Here is a 24,388-nt window from a genome sequence, read left to right as displayed (position 1 = left end):
ACCCTCTCAGTCGGTGGTGACGGTGAAGCCCTGCTGCTCGGCGTACTCGGCGACGCGGTCCTGCCAGGCGGCGAAGCCGTCGGCGAGACTCGTCCTCCCCGAGATCGCCTGGCCGACGGTGTCCTTGTAGACACTGCCGACGTAGGGCTGGAACGGCAGCCAGCGCCAGGTCGTGACGGAGTTGCGGGCCGACTCGGCGAACACCTGCCGGGCCTGCTGGCCGCCGAGGTAGGCGATCTCCTCGTCGAGGAAGGCCGGGTCCTCCCAGGCCGCGTTGGTCGTCGGCAGCAGGCCCTGGTCGTTCTTCAGCGACTCGACCGCCGTCGGGTCGGAGTTCATCCACAGGGCGAACGTCGTGGCGGCGTCCTTGTGCTCGCTCTGCTCCAGGACGACGGTGCCGCTGCCGCCGAACTGGCTGGTTGCGGTGTCGCCCTCGTCCCAGACCGGCATCGGCGCGACCCGCCACAGTCCCTCGTTCTGCGGCAGCACGCCGGTCAGCGCCTGCAGGCCCCACGCGCCGACCACCCAGGTGGCGATCTGGCCGTCGCCGAGCTGCTTGAACCACTCGTCCGAGCCCTGCACCGACTCGATCGTCAGGCCGGCCTGGTTGAGGCCGTCCCAGTAGTCGGCCCACTGCAGCGCCCGGTCCGAGTTCAGGTCGAGGGCCAGGTCGGACTCGCCGTCCAGCGTCCACGGCGCCGCGTCGAGCTGCCACAGCCCCATGTACGCGGCGTCGGCCAGGCCCGGGTCGAGGTAGGTGATGTAGCGGTTCGGGTCGCTCGCCTTGATCGCCTCGGCGGCGGTCGCGTACTCCGCCCACGTCGTCGGCACCTCGACGCCGGCCGCCTCGAACACGTCGGTCCGGTAGTACATCACGCCGGGGCCGAAGTCCTGCGGGACGCCGTAGACCGCGTCGCCCTGCTGGACCAGGCCGACGACGGCGGGCAGGAACGTGTCCGGGATGTCCTCGCCGCCGTACTGGGTGAGGTCGGCCAGCGCGCCGGTGAGCGCGAAGCTCGGGATCGCGTCGTAGGTCATGTGCGCGACGTCCGGGCCGCCGCTGCCGGCGTCGGCCGCGTTCTGGATCTTCGTGTACTGGTCGGTGCCGACGCCGACGTTCTCCAGCGTGACGTCGATCTCCGGGTGCGCCTGCTCGAACAGGTCGATGGTCTTCTGGATGTCCGGCAGCCAGGACCAGAACGTGATCTCGACGGGGTCGTCGGCGGTGCCGGTCGGCCCGCCGTCGCCGCCGTCGCTGCCGCCGTCGGTCGAGGAGCCGCCGCACGCGGCGAGCGCGAGCAGTGCCAGGGCGGCGGCCGGCGCCGTCAGGCGGCGCGCGCGAGTGGTGGTGATCATGGCCTCATCTCCAGTGATGTGGGTCATTGCTTGACGCCGCCGGCGGCGATGCCGGACTGCCAGTACCGCTGCAGCACGACGAACGCGACGACGAGTGGGACGACGGCGAGCAGCGAGCCGGTGATGACCAGCGGGTACAGCGGCTCGGTGAGGTTGACGCCGCCGGCGTTGGCGAGCTTGTTCCACAGGCTCAGGCCCACCGTGAGCGGGAACTTGTCCGACTCGTTCAGCACGATGAGCGGGAGGAAGTAGTTGTTCCAGGTCGCCACCAGCTGGAACAGCAGCACGGTGACGAAACCGGGGACGAGCAGGCGGAACCCGATGGACCAGAAGATGCGGCCCTCGCGGGCGCCGTCGATGCGGGCGGCCTCGATCAGCGAGTCCGGCACCGCGTCCTGGGCGTAGATCATCATGAGGAACAGCCCGAACGGACTGGCCAGGGCCGGCAGGATCACCGCGGCCTCGGTGTTCACCAGGCCCCACTGGCTGAACAGCAGGTACGTCGGGACGGCGAGTGCGGTGCCGGGGACGGCGGCCGCGCCGAGCACCGCCGCGAGCACGCCGCGGCGGCCGGTGAACCGGTACTTCGCCAGCGCGTAGCCGCCCATCGCGGCGAACACCGCCGCGCCGCCCGCGCCGACGACGGCGTAGAGGACGGTGTTGGCGAACCAGCGGAAGAAGATGCCGTCCTGGTACGTCGCCAGTGCGCGGACGTTGTCGAACAGCGCGAACTCGGTGCCGAACCGCAGCCCGAACGTCGAGAACAGGTCGGAGTTGGTCTTCGTCGCGTTGACCAGCAGCCACACCAGCGGCAGCAGGAAGTAGCCGAGCAGCGCCCAGCAGACGACGGTGAGGACGGGCGAGCGGCGGACGCGCATCAGATCACCCGGTTCCGGCGCGCGACGCCCAGCTGCACGGCGTAGGCGATGACGACGGTGATGCCGCCGAGCAGCACGGCGACGGCCGCCGCGTAGTTCGTCTGCCCGCCGGTGAAGGCCAGGTTGTACGCGTACAGGTTCGGCGTGTAGCTGGTCGTGACGACGCTCGGCCGCAGTGCCTGCAGGACGCTGGGCTCGTTGAACAGCTGGATGCTGCCGATGACGCTGAAGATCAGTGCGAGCGCCAGCGCCGGCCGCAGCGCCGGCAGCTTGATCGACCACGCCTTGCGGTACTCGCCGGCGCCGTCGATGGCCGCCGCCTCGTACACCTCGGCCGGGATCGTCCGCAGCGCCGCGTAGAAGATGAGCATGTTGTAGCCCACGAACGACCAGGTCACGACGTTGCCGATGCTGGCGAGCATGAGACCCGGGCCGAGCAGGTCCGGCGTCGGCAGCCCGACGGCGTCGAACACCTGCGCCGCCAGGCCGAACTGGCCGCCGAAGATGTAGCCCCACATCAGCGTCGCGACGACCGCCGGGACGGCGTAGGGCAGGAACAGCCCGATCCGCACGATCGCGCCGCCACCCATGCGGCCGCTGTCCAGCGCCAGCGCCACCGCCAGCGCGATCACCAGCATGATCGGCACCTGGACGGCGAGGAACAGCAGCACCCGGCCGACGCCCTCGTGCAGCAGCTGGTCCGACAGCGCGCGGGTGTAGTTGTCCAGGCCCGCGAAGACGGTGCCGCCGATCAACTGGTGCTTGAAGAAGCTCAGCCAGATCGCGTAGCCCAGCGGCACGGCGATCGTCACCGCGAAGACGGCGAGGAACGGCAGCAGGAACAGGTACGCCGTCCGGTTCGCCCGGACGCCGCTCATGGGGTGGTCTCGCGCACGATCCGCACGTCCCACGGGCCCAGCTCCAGCCGGTCCACCGGGGCGCCGGTGAGCACGTCGGCGACCGGCATCGGCGCGACGACGGTGTGCGGCTCGAAGCCGAAGTTGTGCACGAACCACAGCCGCTCACCGGCGCCGTTGGTGGCGCCGTGCGCGGTGACGGCGCCGCCGACCGGCCACGGGTTGGCCGGGGCCAGCCAGCCGCCGAGCGCCGTCGCCAGTTCCAGGTCCGGTATCGTGCCGACGTAGGTGACGCGTCCGGCGCCGTACTCGCGGGTCGTGACGGCGGCCCAGCGGCCGAAGTGCGGGTGGTCGTAGCCGGCCACGACGTCGGCGCCGTCCGCCGTCAGCCCCTCGATCAGGCCGGTCGCCCGGCCGGTCAGCTCGCCGGTGACCGGGATCGGCGCGAGCAGGTTGCTGAACTCGTCGTACCAGGCGCCCGCCGCGTCGGCCAGCCCGGCCGGCTGCCGGTCCAGCCGCGGCCGGCCGATCTCGTCGGCGTACAGCGACCGGGTGCCGAGCACGAGGTGCCCGCCGCCGGCCGCGTACTCCCGCAGCGTCTCGCGCTGCTCGTCGGTGGCGAGGTAGAGGGCGGGCGCGACGACGACCGGCGGCAGGCCGGCGCCCAGGTCGTCGGCGTGCAGCAGCCGGATCTGGTGACCGGCCCGGCTCAGGCCGCCGTACCAGCGGTAGACGATGCGCTCGTAGGCGGCGCGGTCCGGGCCGCCCTGCTTGCGCGGGTCGGCGGCCGGGTCCTGCAGCGGCGGGTGGAACTCGAACGCCCACCGCGTCGGCATCGAGTAGACCAGCGCGACGCCGGCGTCGGGCACGATCCCCTCGACCGCCCCGCCCGCCGTCCGGATCTCCCGGCCCAGCTGCGCGACCTGCTCGTAGACCCGGCCCGGCCGGAAGCTGTGCGGCAGGATGCCGCCCCAGTACGACTCCCAGGAGCCGTGCATCGTGTGCCAGTGCCAGTACTCGATGGCGCGAGCGCCGCGGGCGATCATCGCCCACGCGACCTGCCGCCACTGGCCGTCGTAGGCGGGGTGGTTGAACCACGGGAAGCCGACGCTCGTGGCGTTGGTCTCGGTGACCATGAACCGCTCGCCCGGCCGGATGGCCGCCGTGCGGTCGGCGACGAAGAACGGCGCCCAGCTGCCCGACGGCGGGAACTCGTGCCCGCCGTCGGCGCCGGGCCCCAGCTCGTCCTGCGTCGCGTGGTACTGATTGGCCGCGACGATGTCGATGACCTGGCCCAGCGCGCGGTCGTCGACGGCCGGGCGGGCGACGTCGATGCAGGTGAACACGGCCTGGTCCGGGCTCGCGTACTCCTTGACCAGCGCCGTCTGCCAGCCGATGTAGTCCGTCGTCAGCTCGGCCTGGTAGCGGCGCCAGGCGAGGTCGTACTGCGGGACGTGGTTGCCGTCGGGCCGCCACAGCTCGTCGATGTCGTCGAGCCGGTGCGCCCAGTGGGTGAGGTTCCAGGCGTCGTTGATCGCGCCGACGTCCTTGTACCGCGTGAGCAGCCAGGCCTTGAAGCCTGCGAAGACGTGCTCGTTGTGCGGCAGCACGTTGCCCGGCTCGTTGTCGACCTGGAAGCCGACGACCGCGGGGTGGCCGGCGTAGCGGGCGACGACGGCGCGGATGATCCGCTCGGCGTAGCGGCGGAACACCGGGTGCGACGTGTCGGTCTCCTGGCGAGCGCCCCACGGGACGCGGACGCCGGTGCGGCTCTCCGCGGCGATCTCCGGATGCTTGACCATGAGCCACGACGGCACCGCGTACGTCGGCGTGCCCAGGACGACGGCGATGTCGTGCGCGTGGGCCGCGTCGAGGACCGGCGCCAGCCACTCCAGCTCGAACTCGCCGTCACGCGGCTCCCACGTGCTCCACACCGACTCGCCGACCCGGATCAACGAGAACCCGGCGTCGCGCATCAACCCGAAGTCGGTGTCCATCCGCTCGACCGGCTGGTACTCGGGGTAGTACGCCGCGCCGAAGAGGATCCGGTCGCCGATGCGGTATCTGCGCTGAGCCACGCGGCCATTGTTAGCGCTCTCAAACTGCGCGTCAAGCCCGTCGCTGGACTGGATCTTTGAATTTCGTTAGCGCAAACAATCCGCGAGCTCGTGCGGTTCAGCGCGGCGCCGGCCCGCTGCTCTCCCGGACGACGAGGGTCGGCACCAGAGGGTCCGGCTCGAGCCGCGGCTCGTTGCCGATCAGCGCCAGCACCGCCTCGATGCACCGCCGCCCCAGCGCGGCGAAGTCCTGGCGCACCGTCGTCAGCGGCGGGATCATGTACGCCGCCTCCGGCACGTCGTCGAAGCCGACGACGCTGACGTCCTGCGGCACCCGGCGCCCGGCCTCGTGCAGCGCGAGCAGCAGGCCCTGCGCCATGCGGTCGTTGGCGGCGTAGACGGCGGTGACGTGGCGGTCGGCGGCCAGCTCGCGCCCCACGAGGTAGCCGCTCTCCGCCGTCCAGTCCCCGACGACCGGTTCGGGCGCGGCCAGGCCGGTCTCGGCCAGCACCTCGCGCCAGCCGCGCACCCGCTCCTCGGACACCGTGAACCGGGGCGGCCCTGACAGGTGCGCGATGACGGTGTGCCCGAGCTCGACGAGGTGCCGGGTGGCGATGCGCGACCCCTCGGCGGAGTCGAGCATGATCGGCTTGTGCTCGCCGGTCTCGAACGAGCTCAGCGTCACCACCGGCACGTTGTCGAACGCGTCGAACACCTCGTGGGTGGACTGGTCCTGCGGCGCGATCATCACGATGCCCTCGACCGACTGGCCGACGAGGCGCTGCATGGCCTCGGTGAACGCGCGGTGGTTCGACTCGCGCAGGCTGACGATGCTGACGCCGTAGCCGGCCTCGCCGGCGGCCCGCTCGACCCCCCACAGCGCGGCCGCAGGGCCGTAGCTCAGGTAGTCGGTGGCGACGACGCCGATGGTGCGCGACCGGCTGGTCGCCAGCGTCCGAGCCGCCTGGTTCGGCCGATAGTCCAGCACGTCGATGGCCTGCAGCACGCGGTCGCGGGTGTCGGGCCGGATGAACGCGTAGTCGTTGAGCACCCGGGACACCGTCTGCGGCGAGACCTGCGCCAGCCGCGCGACGTCGGCCATGGTCGGAGGCCGCGACCTGGATCCCTGACGCGCCATCACGACTCCTTCGGTCCAGGGGTCTCCATTATGAGCCTGCGCCGACGATGCGACCGGCTGGCTGCCCTGCCAGCGCCCCAACCGGCCAACCTTGGCCCTGGCGGAGAACGATCAGCTGCGGCGTTCTATGGGAGCGCATTACGCTCGACCAGAAGGAATCGAAGGATTATCCGGGGTCAATGCATGGCCGATATCTACCTGTACGCCGACGAGACAGGGAACCTCGACTAGGACGTCACGATCGGCAAGGAATGCGCTTCACGCTATTTTGGTTTCGGAACGGCGGTCTTTCCCCGCGACCACGGTTCGGAGTTGTGGGGCGGGCTGGCACTACGCGCACAACTCGAGGAGCGCGGAGTGAAGCTTCCCCGCGGTTTCCATGCGAAGAACGACAGTCCAGCGACTCGTTGGCAGATGTTCGCCGTCGTGAAGGCGCAGGCGCCACGATTCGACATGACCTTCCTCTGCAAGGCGAATGCCTATCCGTCCGTCCAGGCACGAGGCGAGATGTACCTGTATCAGATGGCGTGGTATCTGCATTTCAAGGAGGTCGCCCGACAAGTGGCCGGGCCGCGGGATCGTCTCTTCGCGATCGTCAGCTCCTTCGGCACCAAGGCACGCGCCACTGCCGCCCGTAAAGCCATGGCCGAGGTCTGCGCACAGGTACACCGTCAGATAGTTCTCTGCGTCTGGGACGGTCCGACCTCATGGGGTCTGCAGGTAGCCGACTATGGCCTGTGGGCCGCGCAGCGAGTACTCGAAGGCAAGCGGTGTAGCTGGTACGAACCCTGTGTGAAAGCGACTCAGCGGTCCTTTTTCACGCCATGGGGACGGTCACAATAGTAAAGACCGGCTATCCCACGAGGGGAAGAGGCCCCCTGGGCCTCTTTTCACCGGTCTCTGCTGACGAGTTTAGCAGCTGACCACCCACCCCGGCCATGCACGCCGCGCCGCGGTCAGTCAGCCGGCCGCGCGGGCGAGGGCGTCGAGGCCGCGGGCGACGTCGGCGTCGGTGGTGGACCAGTTGCTCACCGAGATGCGCAGCACCTCGCGGCCACGCCAGCGCGAGCCGGTCATCCAGACCGTCCCGTCCGCCATCAGCCGCCGGCCGACCTCGCGGGTGCGCTCGTCGTCGCCGAAGGAGAGGCAGACCTGGGTGAACACGACGTCGTTGAGGACCTCGGCGCCGGGGATCGCCCGGGCGCCGGCGGCGAACGCGGCCGCGTGCCGGCACAGCCGGTCGACGAGGTCGGAGAGGCCGGACCGGCCGAGCGAGCGCAGCGCCGCCCACACCGGCACCGACCGGGCCCGCCGCGACAGTTCCGGCACCCGCTCGTACGGCTCCAGGTGCGCCGCGTCGGTGACCAGGTAGTCGGCGTGGTAGCTCATGGCCGACCGCAGCGCCGCCGGGTCGCGGACCACGACCACCCCGCTGTCGTAGGGGACGTTGAGCGTCTTGTGCGCGTCGGTCGCCCAGGAGTCCGCGTCGCCGGCGCCCGCCACCAGGGCCCGGGTCCGCGGCGACGCGGCCGCCCACAGCCCGAACGCGCCGTCGACGTGCACCCAGGCGCCGACGGCGTGCGCCGCCGGCACGGCCGACGCGAACGGGTCGAACGCGCCGGAGTGGATGTTGCCGGCCTGCAGGCAGACGATCGTCGGCCGGCCCGGCTCCGCGGCCAGCGCGGCGGCCAGCGCGTCGAACCGCACCCGCCCCTGGTCGTCGACGGCGACGGCCTCCGGCGCGCCGAGCCCGAGGTAGCGCAGCGCCGACACAATGGAGTCGTGCCGTTCCGCGCCGGCCAGCACCCGGACGGACGGGGCGCCGCTCAGCCCGCGCGCGCCGACGTCCCAGCCGGCCCGGGCCAGGACGGCGTCCCGGCCGGCAGCGAGGCCGGCGAAGTTCGCCATCGTCGCGCCGGTGACGAACCCGGCTCCGGCGGCGGGCGGCAAGCCCAGCACGTCGAGCAGCCAGCCCGCCGCGATGTCGTCGACGGCGGCGCCGGCCGGGCTCGCGGCCCGCAGCGCGGCGTTCTGGTCCCACGCGCCGACCAGCCAGTCCGCCGCCAGCGCGGCCGGCAGCGTGCCGCCGATGACGAACCCGAAGAACCGGCCCGACGGCGTCGCCACCAGCCCCGGCTCGGCGGCGTCAGCCAGCAGCCGGACGACGTCGGCCGGGTCGCTGGGCCCGTCCGGCAGCGCCGGACCCAGCGCCGCCCGGACCTCGTCGACCGTCGCCGTCGCGCGCACGATCCGCCCGTCCAGGCCGCCGAGCCAGGCCCTGGCCCGGTCGCTCGCGACATCCAGCGCGGCGTCGAAGTCTTCCCGTCGTGCGCTCATCCCGACCCCCTCGTCGACAGCCCAGTGTCCAGCGCGGCGAGGTGGAACGCCACGGGTCCGGCGGTGAGCACCGCGCTGCCCGCCCCCGCCAGCTCGCCGGCCGCGGGCGCCAGCACCGACCGGGCCCGCTCGGCCAGCGCCCACTCGCCGGTCGCCAGCGCGGCCCGGCCGATCAGGCACCACGTCGCCTCGAACAGCAGGTCACGCGGCGGTTCGGGCATCCGCCGCAGCAATCCCGCGGCCTCCGCGTGCCGGCCACGGGACGCCAGCACGAGCGGCAGCGCCCACGGCGCGTACGGGCCCCAGTCGGTGTCGTCGGCGAAGTCCAGCGGCCGCTCCCGCCAGACCCGCAGGCACAGCAGCGCCAGCGGGAGCAGCCCGCGCTCCAGCCCGGGCATCCCGGCGCCCTCCAGCCGCTCCGCAGCCGCGCGGTAGGCGTCCTCGGCCTCTCCACCGGCGGCGGCCAGCCGTACCGCCCGGTACCACTGGGTGAAGACGGCGACGAGCGGCCGGTCGTGCCGCGCGCCCAGGTCGTCGGCAGCCTCAGCGTGCTCGTCGGCGCCGGCGAAGTCGGCGAGGGCGGCGCGGGCCTGCATCCGGACCAGCCGGCCAAGGATCTCGAACGCCGACAGCCCATGGGTGGCGCCCAGTGCGACCAGCTCGGCGCCGATCCCGTCCCGCGACGGCGCCAGCCCGGCCCGCTGGAACGTCTGCAGGAACGTCGCGTTCAGCGCGAACGCCAGCAGCGCGGGGTCGTGCAACTCGCGGGCGATCCGCTCCGCCTCGGCGGCGGCCTGCGCCGGACGGGACGAGTGCGACCCGCGCGACTCCATCGCGACGGTCGCCAGCAGCCGGGCCCGGGTCGCCGGCGGCGCGGACGGCGCCAGCGCGGCCAGCGTCCGCTCCGCCGCCGCCACGACCAGCGCCGATCGGTCCGGATGGTCCGACCGGGTCCACACGCCGGGCACGTCGTACGCGCCGATGACCCGCGCCGTCAGCTCCGGGTCGCCGAGCTGCTCCGCGGCCGCGATCGCGGCGACCCGCTGCTCCTGCGCCGCCGCCAGCCCGCGTCCGCCGGTCAGCGCGAGGATCCGCAGCAGCCCGACGGTCGACTCCAGCCGGCCGGGCGCGCCCGCTGCCACCGTCTGGTCATAGGCCGCGGCGGCGTCCGCCCACACCCGCCCGACGGTGTCCACCGGCAGGTCCTGCCGGAGCAGGTCGGTCTCCAGCTGCCGCAGCCGCGGCCCGGGATCGACGCCCAGCTGGTCGCCGAGCAGCGACCGGGCCCGGCGCAGCACGTCCAGCGCGTCGGCCTGCCGTCCCGCGCGGTACAGCGCGAGCGCCAGCAGCCGCCACGCCTCCTCGCGCCACGGGTGCTCGGCGACGTGCGCGTCCAGGTCCGGTACGGCGTCAGCGGCCCGGCCCAGCGCCAGCAGGGCGTCCGCCCGCCGTTCGACCGCCGTCAGCCGCAGCTCGGTCAGCCGCGTCCGCTCCGCCCGCGCCCACGCGGCGCCGGCGAAGTCGGCGTAGGCCGGGCCGCGCCACAGCGCCAGCGCGTCGTCCAGCAGCCGCAGGGCGTCGCCCGGCGACGCGTCGCCGGCGGCGGAGACCGCGGCCGCGAACCGCCACGCGTCGACGGCGTCATGGGCCGGCCGCAGGGCGTAGCCCGGCCCCTCGGTGACCAGCAACGTCGCCGGCGACCGTGGCGCGCGCGACGGCTCCAGCGCCCGTCGCAGCGCGGCGACGAACGTGCGGACCGCGACGACGGCGGCGTCGGGCGGCGACTCCCACAGGTCGGCGACGATCCGCTGAACCGGCACCACCCGGCCGTGCGCCGCGATCAGCCGGGCCAGCACCTCGCGATGCCGCGGCCCCTTGAGATCGACGTCGGCGCCACGGGACCACGCGACCACCGGGCCGAGCACGCCGAAGGACGTGCTCATCGAACGCTCATCGGCGGGCCGGAGGCTGGACACGTCACCAGCTTCACCCAGAGGAGAGTCATGACGCCCACCATCCCCGGCTTCGAGTACCGGCGCGTCGCGGTCGACGGCGGCGTCGCGCTGAACGTCGCCGTCGGCGGCGCCGGCCGCCCGGTCGTGCTGCTGCACGGGTTCCCGCAGACCCACCTGATGTGGCGGCACGTCGCCGCGGACCTGGCCGCCGAGCACACCGTCATCGTCCCGGACCTGCGCGGCTACGGCGGCAGCGACAAGCCCGCGGCGGACTACTCGAAGCGCACGATGGCCGCCGACGTCGTCGCCCTCGCGACCGAGCTGGGCCATGACCGCTTCGCGCTGGCCGGGCACGACCGCGGCGCGCTGGTCGCGTTCCGGACCGGCCTGGATCACCCGGGCCGGGTCAGCCACCTCGCGATCCTCGACGTGCTGCCGACGCTGGACATGTGGGACGTCCTGCACGGGGCGTCGGCGGCGGTCGCGTTCCACCTCTACCTGATGGCACAGCCGCCCGGCCTGCCGGAACGGATGATCGCCGGGTCGGCGGAGGAGTTCTTCGGCTACTTCCTCGACCAGTGGGGCGCCGATCCGGACGCGATCCCGGCCGACGTGCGCGCGGAGTACCTGCGTGCCTGCGCGGCTGCCGTCCCGTCGATCGTCGCCGACTATCGCGCGTCCGCCGGCGTCGACGTCGAGCACGACACGGCGGACCGGGCGGCCGGCCGGACGCTCGCGATGCCGGTCACCGTCGTCCAGCAGGACTGGGGCGCCGCGCTCGGCTTCGACGCGGCCGGGCTGTGGCGCGCGTGGGCGCCGGACCTGCGGCACGTCACGACGACGGCGGGTCACTTCATGGCCGAGGCGGACCCGGCCGCGATCGCCGCCGAACTGCGCGACCTGCTGCGGCGGTAGCTCCGGCCGAGGTCGTGGACGGCGGCGACGGCCAGCGCCAACGCCACGGTCGACGCGACCGTCCGCACCAGGTTCCAGGTGGTCCACGGCCCCTCGTAGTCGGCCCGGACCGCGGCCGGATCGGCGATCGACGCGGGCGCGCCGGCCGCCGCCAGCTCGTCGTTGAGCGGCACGCTGACACCCATGGTCAGCGCGAACCCGCCGACGGCGTAGACCAGCGCGGCGGCCGCCAGCAGCACGGTCGCCCGCGACGGACGGCGCCGGGCGCCGAGCAGGGCCGCCGCGGCCGTGGCGATCAGCGCGCCGAAGAAGCTCGGCGCGAAGCCGGCGTTGCGGACGTGGGCGTTGATCGCCTGCATCGCGGCGATGAACGTGCGGTCGTCGGTGTCGGCCAGCCCGACCATCACCGAGCAGGCGTAGGCGTAGAAGAAGCCGGAGATGAGGCCGAGCAGCAGCACGGCGAGCCCGGCGGCGGCGAGTTGGCCGCGGTTCGAGGTGGTCATGTCCGAACCGTACGGTACGGTTCGGACATGGCGACATCCGGAAGAACCCCGGGATCGACCCCGAGATCCGCGGCGCGAGGCGAGGCGCGCGAGGAGGCGATCCTCGCGGCCGCCGCCGCGATCCTCGAGGAGGACGGGGTGGCCGCGCTGACCACGCGCCGCATCGCCGAGCGGGCGCGGGCCTCGAAGGAGACGCTCTACGCCCGGTTCGGCGGCCGCCGCGGTCTGCTCGAGGCGCTGGTCCAGCGGCAGTCCGGCGGCACCAACGCGCTGCTGCGCCAGGCGCTCGAAGGCCCGGCCGATGCCCCCGTGCGCGGCGTCCTGCTGGCCGCGATCGCCGGGCTGCTCACGCTGCTCACCGGGCCGCGGTCGCTGGCGCTGAACCGGGCCGCCATCGCCGGCGTTCCCGCCGACACCGATCTCGCCGCGGTGCTGTACCAGCGCGGCCGCGCCACCACCGGGCCCCTGTTCGAGGCGGTGCTGGCCCGGGCGACGGAGTCCGGCGAGCTCGACTGCCCCGACCCGGCCGAGGCGTTCGGCGTGCTGTTCGGCCTGGCCGTTCGCGACGCCCAGATCACGGCGCTGCTGGGCGCCGGCCCCGCGTGGACGGGCGCAACCGTCGAGGACCGGGCCGCTCAGGCCGTCGAGCTGTTCTACCGGCTCTACGCCCGGCGCTGAGCCGCCGCTGTCTGTCGGCCCCGGCCGATACCGTTCGCGGCATGACCAGCGACCCGTGCTGTCCCCTCGTCGAACTGCGCCAGTACACGGTCCACGCCGACCGCCGCGACGACCTCGTCACGCTGTTCGACCGCGAGCTCGTCGAGTCGCAGGAAGCCGTCGGCATGCGGCTCATCGGCCAGTTCCGCGACCTCGACCGACCGGACCGGTTCGTCTGGATCCGGGGCTTCGCCGACCTGGAGACGCGGCACGAGGCGCTGACGGCGTTCTACTCCGGCCCGGTCTGGAAGGAGCACGCCGCCGCCGCCAACGTCACCATGATCGACGTCGACGACGTGCACCTGCTGCGGCCCGCCGACGCCGAGGGCGGCTTCCCGTTCCCGGCCGTCGGCGCCGCCGTCGACCGGCCGACCGCACCGGCGTCGTCGGTGGTGAGCGTGGTGGTCTACCCGGTCGACGGCGACCGGAGCGAGTTCGGCCGCTTCCTCGCCGCCGAGATCGAGCCCGCGCTGGGCGTCGTCCCGCTGGCCCGGCTCGAGACCGACCCGTCGCCGAACACCTTCCTGGGGCTGCCGGTGCGCACGGGCGAGAATGTCGTCGTCCGGGTGGCCCGGTTCGACGACGCCGACGCCTACGCGGCCCACCGCGACCGGTGGGAGGAGCGGGCGGACCTGCGCGCCGAACTGGACCGCCGGCTCACGGCGCCGCCCGTCACCCTCCGCCTGGCGCCGACCGGCCGATCGCTGCTGCGCTGAGAGAGCGCGCCGATTGGACCAGTTGCGGCCCACTCGCACGAAGAAGCCGGTGGCCTGCGGCATCGCGCGACAAACGCGCGCGCGACTGGTCTAATCGAGGTTCGCGGCCGCTCTGGTGCGGCTTCGGCGGCACGGTCTATAAAGGTGCGCACTGCACCTCACCTCATGTCGAGGAGCTCGTGGCATGGCGAACGACAGCTTCGGATCGGCGGCCGGCAAGGTCGCACAGGTGCGCGGCCGCCTGCTCGAGCTCATCGACCACGAGGACGAAGGCGTGGCGCTGCCGTCGGAACGCCGGCTGGCACACGACTGGGGAGTGGCCCGCATGACCCTGCGGCGGGCCCTCGACGACCTGGCGACGGCCGGGTTCGTCGTACGCGAGCACGGCCGGGGCAACTTCGTCGCGCGACCGAAGCTGACCCGCCGCCTGGCGATGACCTCGTTCTCGGAGGAGATGCGCCGCCGCGGCCTGGTGCCGGGCAGCGAGACGCTGGAGTTCCGGCGGCTGCCGGCCGGGCCACGGCAGGCCCGGACGCTGCGCATCCCCGTCAACACGACGATCGTCCGGTTCACCCGGCTCCGCACCGCCGACGGCGACCCCATCGGCCTGGAGACCACCTGGGTCGCCGACGACCTCGTGCCCGGCCTGGCGCCGGCGGACCTGAACGGCTCCTGGTACGACCTGCTGGCCGGCCGCTACAGCATCCCGATCCTCACCGGCCGCACGACCATCGAGCCGACGCTGCTGGACGAGCACGACGCCGCACTGCTGCACACCGACCCGGGCCGCCCGGCGTTCCAGCTCGACGTCGTCACGTTCGGCACGAACGGACGCGTCGTCGAGTGCGGCACCGACGTCTTCCGCGGTGACCGGTTCCAGTTGACGGCCGAGCTCCGGCCGGTGCCCGCGCCCGCCCTGCGCGGACGCACCCGGCGTTCCGCCTGACCTTCCGCGCCGCCCTCCGGGCGGACCGACGAAAGCGAGCAACCCATGAGCACACGAGCGCGCGCCCGCGCGGTCCTGATCCCGGCCGTGGCCGTGCTGGCGGTGACCGCCGCGTGCGGCTCCGACGACGGCGGCTCGACCGGCGACGGCGGGCAGATCGAGCTGACCTACTGGACCCACACGCACCCGCCGATGAACGAGCTGAACGAGCAGCTGATCGCGGAGTACGAAGAGGCCAACCCGAACGTCGACATCACCTACGAGATGATCCCGAACAACGACTTCGGCACGAAGATGCTGACGTCGCTGAGCAACGGCTCCGGCCCGGACATCATCAACATGGACGACAGCGCGCTGCGCGGCGAGTACATCCCCAAGGAGCTGCTCGCGCCGATCGACCCGGCGGCGTTCGGCGCCGACTCCGTCGAGGAGCTGGAGGCGCTCTACGTCGACGGCACGCTGGACGGCGCGAAGGGCGAGGACGGCACCCTCTACGGCGTGCCGAGCGAGTTCAACGCGACGGCGTTCGCCATCAACACCCAGCACTTCGCCGACGCCGGCCTCGACCCGGCCAACCCGCCGCAGACCTGGGACGACGTCGCCGAGTACGGCCAGCAGCTGGTCGCCGCCGGGCACGAGGGCTTCAACTTCGTCTACCTGCACTCCGGCTGGTACACCCAGCAACTGCAGACGTTGCTGAACGAGACCGGCGGCTCGATCCTCAACGAGGACGGCGACGGGTCGGCGCTCACCGAGCCGGAGTCGGTCGAGGCGCTGCAGATCTGGTACGACCTCATCCGCGAGGACCAGGTCGGCAACGCCGACACCGCCTCCCGCGAGGCGACGTCGCCGTTCGAGGACTTCGCCTCCGGCCGCCGGTCGATGACGATGATCTATCCGTGGGCGGTCGAGCAGATCGCCATCGACAACCCCGAGACGTTCGAGAACCTGGCCGTCGTCCCGCTCCCGCAGGTCGACCCGGCCAACCCGTCCGGGCGCTGGTACGGCTACTACTTCGCCGTGAACAAGGCCTCCGAGCAGCAGGAGGAGGCATGGAGGTTCATCGAGTACATGACGTCGCAGAGCGAGCGCTGGCTCGAGGACGTCAGCTTCGTCCAGCCGCTGCAGGGCTGGGAGGAGTCGCCCGCCGCGGCGGAGATCCCGTTCCTCGAGGTGTGGTCGCAGGCCTACCAGCAGGGCAGGTTCGACGAGGTCGGCCCGCACTGGAGCGAGGTCCAGGACGCCATCAAGGCGGCGATCGAGCGGTCCATCTTCGACGGCCAGCCACCGGCGGAGAGCCTGGAAGAGGCCGCGGAGTCCGTCGAGCAGAGCGTCACGAGCTAGTCGCATGGCGTTGACCAGAACCGCACCGGACCGGGCCCGCGGCACGCGGGCCCGGCCTCCGGGCGCCGGCCGCCCCGGCTGGCGCCGCCGCCGTGACGCGATCGGGCTGGTGTTCGCGCTGCCCGCGCTGGCGCTGTTCGCGGCGTTCGCGATCTACCCGATGCTGCGGGTGTTCCAGCTCAGCCTGTACGACTACAACCTGACCAGCCCGCCGGTGTGGGTCGGGCTGGACAACTTCCGGTTCCTGTTCGGCGACGACCGGTTCCTCGCCTCGCTCGGCGCCTCGCTGTTCTACGTCGTCATCACCTACGGGCCGGCGGTGCTGCTGGCGCTGGTGCTCGCGCTGGGCCTGAACAACCGGATGCGTGGCAGCGCGTTCGTCCGGCTGCTGTACTTCGCGCCGGTCGCGACGTCGTGGGTGGCGGTGTCGGTGATCTGGCGGCTGGTGCTGCAGCCGGAGGGGCTGCTGAACCAGACCCTGAACACCGACATCCCGTGGCTGACGTCGAGCACCTGGGCCAAGTGGGCGATCGCGATCGCGGCGATCTGGAAGGAGGTCGGGTTCTTCCTGATCATCTTCCTGGCCGGGCTGCAGAACGTCCCGAAGGACCTGCTGGAGGCGGCGTCCCTGGACGGCGCCGGCGCGCTGCGGCGGCTGCGCTACGTCACGCTGCCACTGCTCAAGCCGATCACCGTCGTCGTCCTGGTGATGGCGGTGATCCGCGGCTTCCAGTCGTTCAGCCCGCAGGTGGTGCTCACCGGCGGCAGCTTCGGCACCGAGGTGATCAACCTGTTCGTGTACAAGACGGCCTTCGCCAGCGCCCGCATGGGCCGCGCGTCCGCCGTCGCCGTCCTCATGTTCGTGCTGCTGCTGATGGTGACGTTCGTGCAGCTCCGGGCGCTGCGGAGGTCGGCATGAGCACTGGGGCGATGGTCGTCTCGCGCAAGCGCCGCCCGGTCGGCAAGGTCGTCGTGTTCACGCTGCTGCTGGCCGGCGGCCTGGTGTTCGCGTCGGTGTTCGTCTACGCGGCGCTGTCGGCGGTGAAGCCGGCCGACGAGGTGCTGGCCAGCCCGATGCGCTGGCTGCCGTCGCAGTGGCTGTGGAGCAACTTCACGCTGCCGTTCGAGCAGGCGCCGTTCGCCCGCTACTACCTCAACAGCACCGTCGTGGGCGTCTCGGTGACGCTGCTCAACGTCGTCACCTGCACGCTGGCCGGCTACAGCTTCTCCAAGTTCGCCTACCGCGGCCGCAACGTGCTGTTCTTCGTCGTGCTCGCGACGCTGATGGTGCCGCTCGAGGTCATCTACGTGCCGCTGTACGCGCTGGTCTTCGACCTGGGCTGGGTGAACAGCTTCGCCGGCCTGATCATCCCGTCGGCCACCAGTGCGTTCGGGATCTTCCTGATGCGGCAGAGCATCGACGGGCTGCCCGACGAGCTGCTGGAGGCCGCGCGCATCGACGGCGCCGGCGAGCTGCGGATCCTGCGGCACGTCGTCGCGCCGATGATGGTGTCGCCGATGGCGGCGCTGGCGCTGTTCATCTTCATGACCAACTGGGACAGCCACCTATGGCCGCTGCTGGTCGGCAACGACGCCGACCACCAGACGTTGCCGGTCGGGCTGGCCGCGATGCAGGCTAACAACCTCGGCTCCGGCGGTCTGCCGATGATGATGGCGGCCGCGTTGCTGGCGCTGCTGCCGACGCTGCTGCTCTTCCTCGTCCTCCAGCGCAAGTTCGTCGAAGGGATCACGATGACGGCGGGGATCAAGTGAGCCTGGAGCTGGCCGTCGACGGCGGGCAGACGAACCTGCGGATGGCGCTGGTGCACGACGGTGTGGCCGTCGAGATCACGCACGCCGGCGGGTTCGCCTACAGCGCCGAGACGGACCTGCTGGACAGCGTCGCCAACGCGGTGACCGAGGCGTACGAGGCGCTCGGCTCGCCGGCCGCGGTGCGCCGGATCTGCCTCGGACTGACGGCCGCGCCGCTGCAGCCGGACCGGCGCCGTCGCCTGGCGGCCCGGATCCGGGACCGGCTCGGCGACCCGGAGGTGTGGCTCGGCCCGGACATGGTGACGGCGCACGCCGGCGCGCTCGGCGGCGCCCCCGGTGTGGTCACGACGGCCGGCACCGGCGTCGTCTGCCTGGGCATCTCCGCCGACGGCGGGGCGCACCAGGGCGACGGCCACGGCTACCTGCTCGGCGACGCCGGCAGCGGGTTCTCGATCGGCCGGGCGGCGCTGCGGGCGGTGCTGGCCGCCCGCGACGGCCGCGGCCCGGCGACCACGCTGACCGAGGCCGCCCGGGAGGCGCTGGGCGATCTCGCCGGGTTGTCGCAGCGGATCTACACCTCGCCGGCGCCGGTGCGGATGGTCGCCCGGTGCACGCCGTGGGTGGCAGCGGCCGCCCGGGAGGGCGACGCGGTGGCGCAGGCCATCTGGGCCGACGCCGTCGACGCCCTGGTCGTGACGACGGCGGCGGTGCTGGCCCGCTCGTTCCCGTCACCGGAGGGGGTGCCAGTGTCCTGGGCCGGCGGCCTGTTCGCGATGGAGGACCTGGTGCGGCGGCCGTTCACCGACGCCATCCAGGCCCGCTGCCCGGGCGTCGAGGTGCGCGAGCCGCTGGGCAACCCGCTCGACGGCGCCGTCCGGCTGCTGGCCGGGCTCGGCCCGTACGAACCGCTGATGCTGACCGCCGGGAGGGACGCCCATGTCTGACGCCGTGTTCCCGTACCGCTCGATCGTGGTGTCGTGCCAGGCCGGCCCGGAGAACCCGCTGCACGGGCCGGAGCCGATGGCGCTGATGGCGCGGGCCGCGGAGGCCGGCGGCGCGGCCGGCATCCGGGCGAACGGCCCGGCCGACGTCGCCGCGATCAGCGCCGTCGTCTCGGTGCCGGTGCTGGGCATCAACAAGACCGGCGACCGCGACGGCGTCTACATCACGCCGACGTTCGAGTCAGCAGCCGCGGTGGTGCGGGCCGGCGCGACGGTAGTGGCGCTGGACGGGACCGATCGGCCCCGGCCCGGTGGCGACCTCGCCGAGCTGATCGCCGCCATCCACGACCGGCTGGGCGTGCCCGTCATGGCCGACGTCGACACGCTCGCCGCGGGCCGATACGCGCGGGCAGCGGGCGCCGACCTCGTCGGCTCGACGCTGTCCGGGTACACCGGCGGCGAGCCTGTCGACGGGCCGGACCTCGCGCTGGTCCGGACGCTGGTGGACGAGCTGGACTGCCCGATCGTCGCCGAGGGACGGTACTGGACCCGCGACGACGTGCTGGCCGCCTTCGACGCCGGCGCGCACACCGTCGTCGTCGGGACCGCCGTCACGAACCCGATGGCGATCACCCGGCGGCTGGTCGAGGCGGTGCGGTGAGGGTCGGGCACGGGTCCGCGACGCTGGCCGTCCCGGACGGCACGCCGCTGGGCGGGTACGCCGCCCGGACCGCGCCGTCGGCGGGGACGCTGGCGCCGCTGCGGGTCGACTGCGTCTCGATCGCCGCGGGGACGGACCGGTTCCTGCTGGTCGTCGCCGAGCTGGTCGGGGTGAACGCCGACCTCGCCGCCGAGGTCCGCCGCCGGTTGGCCGGCATCGGCGAGACCTGGCTGTGCGCGACCCACACGCACTCCGGCCCCGACGTCGGATCTGGGCCGGGCGGCGGTACGACGCCGGACGGCTGGCTGTCCGCCGTCGCCGACGCGGCGGCCGCGGCGGCACGGGACGCCGTCGCGGCCGAGGCGGAGTGCGTCGCGAGCCACCGCTCGGGCCGGCTGGACGGCGTCGGGTCGCGCCGCGGCGCCGACACCGGCGACCACCGCGTGCCGGTCGACGTGCTGCGCTTGGGCGGCGATCGCGTGGCCGGCGTGCTGGCCGTCGTGCCGGTCCACCCGACCGTCCTGCCGGCGTCGTCGTCGGTGGTGAGCGGGGATCTGACGGCGTGGATCCGGGACGAGCTACGGGACCGGCTCGGCGGGTCGGCCTGGGTCGTCGTCGCGACGGGAGCGGCCGGCGACGTCAGCACCCGCTGGACCCGTCACGCCCAGACCGAGGCCGACGGCCGGCGGCTGGCCGCGCTGGCGGCGGACCAGCTCGCCGAGCTCGTCACCATGCCGGGCCGGGTCTGGACCGCCGACGACGGGATCGCCGCTGCCCGCGCGACGCTGCCGCTGCCGGCCCGGCACGACGACGGCGACCTACTGACCGGGCTGCGCGCGGAGTTCACCGGCCGGCTGGCCGGGCTGGCCGACGACGACCCGGCCGGGCGGGCTGCCGTCACCGCGCTGCAGGGTGTCGAGGCGGCCGCCCGCCGCGTGGGCGGCCCGGAGACGGTGCCGCTGGAACTGGCCGCGGTCCGGCTCGGCGGGCTGACGCTGCAGGGCATCGGCGGCGAGCCGTTCCTGTCGCTGCGCGACACCGCGGCGCCGTCGGTGCTGCTCGGGTACGCCAACGGCTACGCCGGCTACCTGCCCGCCGCCGCCGACTTCGACACCCCCGGCTACGAGGTGCTGATCTCACCGTTCCGTCCCGACGCCGCCGAGCGCGCCGCCGGGGTCCTGCACGAGCTCGTCCACCGAATCACCCACGGAGGCTGACACGATGACCACCGACGCCGAGACGATCGACCAGAACGCCGCCGCCCGGATCCTGCTGGCCGCGGCCGACCGGCTGGTCGCCACCCAGGCCGAGGCCATCTCCGCCGCCGCCCGGCTGGTCGCCGACGGGCTGCGCGCCGGCGGGCTGATCCAGGCGTTCGCGACCGGGCACTCCCGCTCGATCACCGCCGAGATCGTCGGCCGGGCCGGCGGGCTGGTCCCGGCGAACGCGCTGTCGATCAAGGATCTCGTCATGTACGGCGGAGCCGACCCGCGGGAGATCCTCGATCCCACCGTCGAGCGGGACCCGGCGCTGGCGCAGCGCATCCTCGACCTCGTCGAGCTGCACCCCAGCGACGTCTTCGTCATCACGTCGAACTCCGGCGGCAACGGCTCGGTCGTCGAGATGGCCCGGCTGGCCAAGGACGGCGGGCACCCCGTCATCGCGATCACGTCGGCCGAGCACAGCGGGCAGATCACCTCGCGGCACCCGTCCGGCCAGCGGCTGTTCGAGCTGGCCGACGTGGTCATCGACAACGGCTCGCCGCGTGGCGACGCCACCCTGGAGCTGCCCACGGGCGTCCGGATCACGCCGACGTCGTCGCTGACCGGCGTGCTGATCGCGCAGCTGCTGCTGACGGAGGTGTGCGGGCTGCTGCTGGCGACCGGCGACGAGGTGCCGGTGCTGGTCTCGGCGAACGTGCCCGAGGGCGACGCGCACAACGAGGCGCTGTTCGCCCGCTATGGCGCGCGGCTGCGCCCGTCGGAGCCGTGATCAGCCGCTCAGCTCGTCCACCACGATCGCGGTGGCGGCGGCGATGAGCGCGGGGTCGGACTCGGCGTCCGGGTCCAGCCGGTTGGAGTAGACGGCAAGGACGATCGGGGCGGCGCCCGGCGGCTCGATGACGGCGACGTCGTTGCGGCCGCCGTGCGTCGCCGATCCGGTCTTGTCCGCGACGAGCCAACCGGCCGGGACGCCGGCCCGGATCAGCTCGTCGCCGGTCGTGTTGGCGCGCATCGTGTCGTGCAGCAGCGCCCGGTCCTCGTCCGCCAGCAGGTCGCCGAGCAGCAGCCCCTCGACGTTGGCCGCCATCGCCCGCGGCGTCGTCGTGTCCCGCGTCTCGCCCGGCGCCCACTCGCTCAGGTCCGGCTCGATCCGATCGAACGACGTGGTCGCGTCGCCGAACCCGCGCACCGCCGCCTCCAGCCCGTCCGGCCCGCCGAGCTGCTCGAACAGCAGGTTGGCGGCGGTGTTGTCGCTGACGGTGATGGCGGCCTGGATGATCTCCAGCAACGTCAGCCCGGCACCGGCGGCCGGCTCGGTGACCGGCGACCAGCCGACCACCTCGGCGGCGTCGATCGGCACCAGCTGCTCCAGGTCGGCCGGCTCGGTGGCCTGCAGCACCGCGGCGGCGGAGAGCATCTTGTGGGTGGACGCGAACGCGAACCGCTCGTCGGCGCGGTGCTCCACGATCTGGCCGGTCCCGGTGTCGATCGCGTAGACGCCGAGCCGGGCCTGGTAGTCGGCCTCCAGCGCGGTCAGCGCGGCCGCGACCGCCGGGTCGGTCGTCGCCGCCGGGGTGCTGACGGTCGGCGTGGGCGTGGCTGTGGGCGTGGGCGACGGCGCCGCCGGTGTCTCGGCCGGGTCGTCGCTGCAGCCGGCGAGAGCGGCGACAGTGAGGAGGACCAGAAGCGTGGTGCGTCGCATGCCGTGTGCTCTCCGTCTCAGGTCCAGGTCAGGGCGGAGCGGGTGGCCCAGTAGGCCTTCGGGTCCTCGGCGACGTCCGGTTCCGGTGGCGCGTCGAGGTCGCGGGCGGCGAGGTTGCTGGTCAGCTGGCTCTCGGTGGCGGCGCCGCTCAGGGCGACGTCGGTGAACGGCTGCCGCAGCGCGACGGCGAGCGCCAGCGCGTCGGGCGTCGTCCCGGCGGCGTGCGCCGCGGCGCGGAACGCGGGCACGTCGCCGCGCTCGGTGAGCCGGCCGTTGGCGACCGCCTCCTTGACGACGACCAGCCAGCCGGCGTCGTGCGCGCTGGCCAGCGCCGGACCGGCGGACGGCTCGAGCGGGTTCCACGTCGCCTGGATCGCCCGGAACGGCGCGGCGCCGTCCGCCGTCAGGGCGAGCGCGCGGTCGATGACGGCGCCTTGGTCCGGGCCGCTGGCCGAGAACCCCACGGCGACGCCGCCGGCCGCCAGCTCGCCGAGCGCGGCCAGCAGGCCGGCGTCGTCCAGGGCCGGGCTGTCCGACGTCAGGCTGTGCACCAGGTAGACGTCCGGCGGCCCGCCCAGCGCGTCGAGCGTCTCGCGCCACTGCCGCCGGAACGTCGCGAGCGAGTGGTCCTTGACCTCGTGCACGTCGGCGTCGACGCGCCAGCCGGCGGTGTAGGTGTAGCCCCACTTCGAGCCGACGGTCAGCTGGTCGCGGCGGCCGGGATGCGCCGCGAGCCACTCGCCGAGGAACCGCTCGGCGAGCCCGTACGACCGCGCCGCGTCGACGTAGCGCACACCCGCCGCCCACGCGGTGTCGAGCAGCGCATGCGTCCGTCCGCGCAGGTCATCGACCGTCGCGCCGGACCCGAAGTCGTCGCCGTGGCCGAGGTTCAGGTACCCCGGACGGCCCAGCGCGGCCAGCCCCAGCCCGATTCCACGAGCACCCTGCGTCGTCACCGGACCAGCCTAGGACCCGCCGGGGGCGATGAGCCGCGGGGCCAGGCGGGCGACTACAGGGTCACTCTGGGCGCCACTCCGACAGCGCGGATCGCGTGGGGATCTTGACGGTCTCTTAACACCCGGGAAGGGAGGACGGCGCTCCGTGTCGCCTGCGCAGCGATAGGTTCGAGCATCGTGCGGCGATCGGGCGGCGTCTCGGCGATTCGGAGATCAGGAAGAAGCACCGCGTGACCATCGTCGCGGTGAAGAAGCCGGGCGAAGGATTCACCTACGCCACCGCCGACACCGTGGTCGACGAGGGCGACACGCTCATCGCCTCCGGCCTCATCGAGGACGCCGAACCGTTCAGCGACCCGACCTGAGCGCGAACGCTGCGGCGAGCCGCACACCGGCAAGGGTGCCGTCCGGATGCGGCGAACCGCCACGTGCTCTCATTTGATCACGCTCCGCGTGGGATGGTGCCGAAGGGGAAGCTGTTGGTGACGAGCCGGTAGGCCCACTGGCCCTGGAGCTGCCCCCAGCTGGTGATCGGGGTGCCCGTGCCGTTGAGGAGGCCGAGGTGGTAGGCGTAGGCCAGGTCGGTCGCACTGTTGATGGCGACGAGCATCGTGCCGGAGTCGCACACCTCGATGGCGAGCTGGTCGAGTGCGCCCCACGTGCGCGTCCGGATCACCGAGCGGGTGGCGGTCATGGTGGCCGTCGTGGGAATCCTGATCGAGGTCAGCTGCCCTGTGGTCGTGGTGGCCAGCAGCGTGTCGTAGCCCGATCTGCGGCTGATCAACGTCATCGTCCGGAGGTCGCCGAATCCGGCCACGCTGCCGTAGGAGGTGACACTGGGCGTGCCTCCGCCCCAGCTGAGTCGATACCGGTACAAGGCGCCGTTGTCGTGCAGGCCGTAGATCAGGTTGGGCACTGACTCGCCCGGCTGACCGGCTTGCACCAGGTGGCGGAAACCTCCCCATCGCGGCGCCACCAGTTCGGCGGTGACGCTGTCGTGCTCACCGGTCCAGGAATCGCTCTGGGCGCGGATCAGGTACAGCCCGGCCGCGGACGTCGCGAGGTGCCAGTTGTCGTGGAACGGCTGTGGTTCGGCGTGGTCGCCGTAGTCGATGCTGCCCGTGCCCAGGGTTCGGAGGTCGGCCGCGCCAGGAAGGTTGCCGCCCTCGCCGATGACGGTGGCGAGGTTGCTGGACACGTTGAGCTTGCGGTAGTTGCCGCTCTGGTCGAACGTGCCGAGGTGTGTCTGGCACACGGCCGCTGGTGCTGCGGCGGGCGCCGCGGCGGGGCTCGAGGGTGCGGTCGCGCTCGACGTGACACCGCTGCTCACGACGGCCGCGACGATGACGCCGACAGCGGTTGCGGTGAGTCTCATGGCATTCTCCCGGGGTCGAGACTGCATGCGGGGGCCCG

At 73.1% G+C, this 24,388-nt stretch carries 24 protein-coding genes; 13 read left to right on the top strand and 11 right to left on the bottom strand.

What is annotated here, in order from left to right; all coding sequences use genetic code 11:
* Nucleotides 1-6: 6 nt before the first annotated feature.
* The 5 genes from C1I92_RS11995 to C1I92_RS11975 form a co-directional block, all read right to left on the bottom strand.
* Nucleotides 7-1,356 (bottom strand): ABC transporter substrate-binding protein, encoded by a 1,350-nt coding sequence (locus C1I92_RS11995; protein WP_111254893.1) that lies wholly within the window; start codon nucleotides 1,354-1,356, stop codon nucleotides 7-9.
* Nucleotides 1,357-1,379: 23 nt separating this feature from the next.
* Entirely contained in the window at nucleotides 1,380-2,234 is an 855-nt protein-coding gene (locus C1I92_RS11990; RefSeq protein WP_111254892.1) for a carbohydrate ABC transporter permease, read from the bottom strand.
* Nucleotides 2,234-3,112, bottom strand: coding sequence for a carbohydrate ABC transporter permease (locus tag C1I92_RS11985; protein WP_111254891.1), 879 nt, complete (start codon nucleotides 3,110-3,112; stop codon nucleotides 2,234-2,236). Before C1I92_RS11985 ends, C1I92_RS11990 begins: the two co-directional genes overlap by 1 nt.
* Nucleotides 3,109-5,169, bottom strand: a complete 2,061-nt coding sequence (locus C1I92_RS11980; protein WP_199521158.1) for a beta-galactosidase — start codon at nucleotides 5,167-5,169, stop codon at nucleotides 3,109-3,111. Before C1I92_RS11980 ends, C1I92_RS11985 begins: the two co-directional genes overlap by 4 nt.
* Nucleotides 5,170-5,266: 97 nt before the next feature.
* A complete protein-coding gene (locus tag C1I92_RS11975; RefSeq protein ID WP_199521157.1) occupies nucleotides 5,267-6,250 on the bottom strand; it encodes a LacI family DNA-binding transcriptional regulator in 984 nt (327 codons plus the stop codon).
* Nucleotides 6,251-6,643: 393 nt separating this feature from the next.
* Between C1I92_RS11975 and C1I92_RS11970 the strand changes: the two genes are divergently transcribed.
* Nucleotides 6,644-7,129, top strand: coding sequence for a hypothetical protein (locus tag C1I92_RS11970; RefSeq protein ID WP_199521156.1), 486 nt, complete (start codon nucleotides 6,644-6,646; stop codon nucleotides 7,127-7,129).
* 117 nt (nucleotides 7,130-7,246) lie between these two features.
* Here C1I92_RS11970 and C1I92_RS11965 read toward each other — a convergent pair whose 3' ends face one another.
* Complete coding sequence (locus C1I92_RS11965; RefSeq protein WP_111254889.1) at nucleotides 7,247-8,623, bottom strand: pyridoxal phosphate-dependent decarboxylase family protein; 1,377 nt, start codon at nucleotides 8,621-8,623, stop codon at nucleotides 7,247-7,249.
* Nucleotides 8,620-10,566 carry an AfsR/SARP family transcriptional regulator gene (locus C1I92_RS11960; RefSeq protein ID WP_111254888.1) on the bottom strand — a complete coding sequence of 649 codons (1,947 nt, stop codon included), beginning with the start codon at nucleotides 10,564-10,566 and terminating at the stop codon, nucleotides 8,620-8,622. The genes C1I92_RS11965 and C1I92_RS11960 overlap by 4 nt, the downstream gene beginning before the upstream one ends.
* A 60-nt stretch (nucleotides 10,567-10,626) precedes the next feature.
* On the opposite strand from C1I92_RS11960, the gene C1I92_RS11955 reads away from it, so the two are divergent.
* A complete protein-coding gene (locus tag C1I92_RS11955) occupies nucleotides 10,627-11,493 on the top strand; it encodes an alpha/beta hydrolase (RefSeq protein ID WP_111254887.1) in 867 nt (288 codons plus the stop codon).
* Here the strand turns inward: C1I92_RS11955 and C1I92_RS11950 are convergent.
* Complete coding sequence (locus C1I92_RS11950) at nucleotides 11,427-11,996, bottom strand: anthrone oxygenase family protein (RefSeq protein WP_111254886.1); 570 nt, start codon at nucleotides 11,994-11,996, stop codon at nucleotides 11,427-11,429. The genes C1I92_RS11955 and C1I92_RS11950 overlap by 67 nt on opposite strands.
* 27 nt (nucleotides 11,997-12,023) lie before the next feature.
* On the opposite strand from C1I92_RS11950, the gene C1I92_RS11945 reads away from it, so the two are divergent.
* The 10 genes from C1I92_RS11945 (at nucleotide 12,024) to C1I92_RS11900 (ending at nucleotide 21,086) form a co-directional block, all read left to right on the top strand.
* Nucleotides 12,024-12,674, top strand: coding sequence for a TetR/AcrR family transcriptional regulator (locus C1I92_RS11945; RefSeq protein ID WP_111254885.1), 651 nt, complete (start codon nucleotides 12,024-12,026; stop codon nucleotides 12,672-12,674).
* 41 nt (nucleotides 12,675-12,715) lie between these two features.
* Nucleotides 12,716-13,429 carry an NIPSNAP family protein gene (locus C1I92_RS11940; protein ID WP_111254884.1) on the top strand — a complete coding sequence of 238 codons (714 nt, stop codon included), beginning with the start codon at nucleotides 12,716-12,718 and terminating at the stop codon, nucleotides 13,427-13,429.
* A 184-nt stretch (nucleotides 13,430-13,613) separates the two neighbouring features.
* Nucleotides 13,614-14,375, top strand: a complete 762-nt coding sequence (locus C1I92_RS11935) for a GntR family transcriptional regulator (RefSeq protein WP_111254883.1) — start codon at nucleotides 13,614-13,616, stop codon at nucleotides 14,373-14,375.
* 45 nt (nucleotides 14,376-14,420) lie between these two features.
* Nucleotides 14,421-15,719 carry an extracellular solute-binding protein gene (locus C1I92_RS11930; protein WP_111254882.1) on the top strand — a complete coding sequence of 433 codons (1,299 nt, stop codon included), beginning with the start codon at nucleotides 14,421-14,423 and terminating at the stop codon, nucleotides 15,717-15,719.
* A gap of 4 nt (nucleotides 15,720-15,723) precedes the next feature.
* The gene (locus C1I92_RS11925; RefSeq protein ID WP_111254881.1) at nucleotides 15,724-16,638 is read left to right on the top strand and encodes a carbohydrate ABC transporter permease; all 915 of its coding nucleotides are present in this window, start codon (nucleotides 15,724-15,726) and stop codon (nucleotides 16,636-16,638) included.
* A complete protein-coding gene (locus C1I92_RS11920; RefSeq protein ID WP_146605109.1) occupies nucleotides 16,635-17,492 on the top strand; it encodes a carbohydrate ABC transporter permease in 858 nt (285 codons plus the stop codon). The genes C1I92_RS11925 and C1I92_RS11920 overlap by 4 nt, the downstream gene beginning before the upstream one ends.
* Nucleotides 17,489-18,436: an N-acetylglucosamine kinase gene (locus C1I92_RS11915; RefSeq protein ID WP_111254879.1), complete on the top strand. Its 948-nt coding sequence runs from the start codon at nucleotides 17,489-17,491 to the stop codon at nucleotides 18,434-18,436. The genes C1I92_RS11920 and C1I92_RS11915 overlap by 4 nt, the downstream gene beginning before the upstream one ends.
* Nucleotides 18,429-19,094, top strand: coding sequence for an N-acetylmannosamine-6-phosphate 2-epimerase (locus C1I92_RS11910; protein ID WP_111254878.1), 666 nt, complete (start codon nucleotides 18,429-18,431; stop codon nucleotides 19,092-19,094). The genes C1I92_RS11915 and C1I92_RS11910 overlap by 8 nt, the downstream gene beginning before the upstream one ends.
* Nucleotides 19,091-20,311, top strand: a complete 1,221-nt coding sequence (locus C1I92_RS11905; protein ID WP_111254877.1) for a hypothetical protein — start codon at nucleotides 19,091-19,093, stop codon at nucleotides 20,309-20,311. Before C1I92_RS11910 ends, C1I92_RS11905 begins: the two co-directional genes overlap by 4 nt.
* Before the next feature lie 4 nt (nucleotides 20,312-20,315).
* Nucleotides 20,316-21,086 carry a sugar isomerase domain-containing protein gene (locus tag C1I92_RS11900; protein WP_111254876.1) on the top strand — a complete coding sequence of 257 codons (771 nt, stop codon included), beginning with the start codon at nucleotides 20,316-20,318 and terminating at the stop codon, nucleotides 21,084-21,086.
* Here C1I92_RS11900 and bla read toward each other — a convergent pair whose 3' ends face one another.
* Both bla and C1I92_RS11890 read right to left on the bottom strand, forming a co-directional pair.
* Nucleotides 21,087-22,019: a class A beta-lactamase gene (gene bla, locus C1I92_RS11895; protein ID WP_111254875.1), complete on the bottom strand. Its 933-nt coding sequence runs from the start codon at nucleotides 22,017-22,019 to the stop codon at nucleotides 21,087-21,089. It lies immediately after the preceding gene.
* Between the two features lie 17 nt (nucleotides 22,020-22,036).
* The gene (locus tag C1I92_RS11890) at nucleotides 22,037-22,975 is read right to left on the bottom strand and encodes an aldo/keto reductase (RefSeq protein ID WP_111254874.1); all 939 of its coding nucleotides are present in this window, start codon (nucleotides 22,973-22,975) and stop codon (nucleotides 22,037-22,039) included.
* 152 nt (nucleotides 22,976-23,127) lie between these two features.
* On the opposite strand from C1I92_RS11890, the gene C1I92_RS34870 reads away from it, so the two are divergent.
* Entirely contained in the window at nucleotides 23,128-23,340 is a 213-nt protein-coding gene (locus C1I92_RS34870; protein WP_111254873.1) for a cation:proton antiporter regulatory subunit, read from the top strand.
* A 77-nt stretch (nucleotides 23,341-23,417) separates the two neighbouring features.
* Here C1I92_RS34870 and C1I92_RS11880 read toward each other — a convergent pair whose 3' ends face one another.
* Entirely contained in the window at nucleotides 23,418-24,350 is a 933-nt protein-coding gene (locus tag C1I92_RS11880; RefSeq protein ID WP_146605108.1) for a hypothetical protein, read from the bottom strand.
* Nucleotides 24,351-24,388: the final 38 nt, after the last annotated feature.

The sequence above is a fragment of the Jiangella anatolica genome (assembly GCF_003236295.1).
In the GTDB taxonomy this organism is placed as follows: Bacteria; Actinomycetota; Actinomycetes; order Jiangellales; family Jiangellaceae; genus Jiangella; species Jiangella anatolica.
The sequence above is the reverse complement of the archived record's forward strand: the minus strand, read 5'-3'. Positions and strand labels throughout refer to the sequence as shown.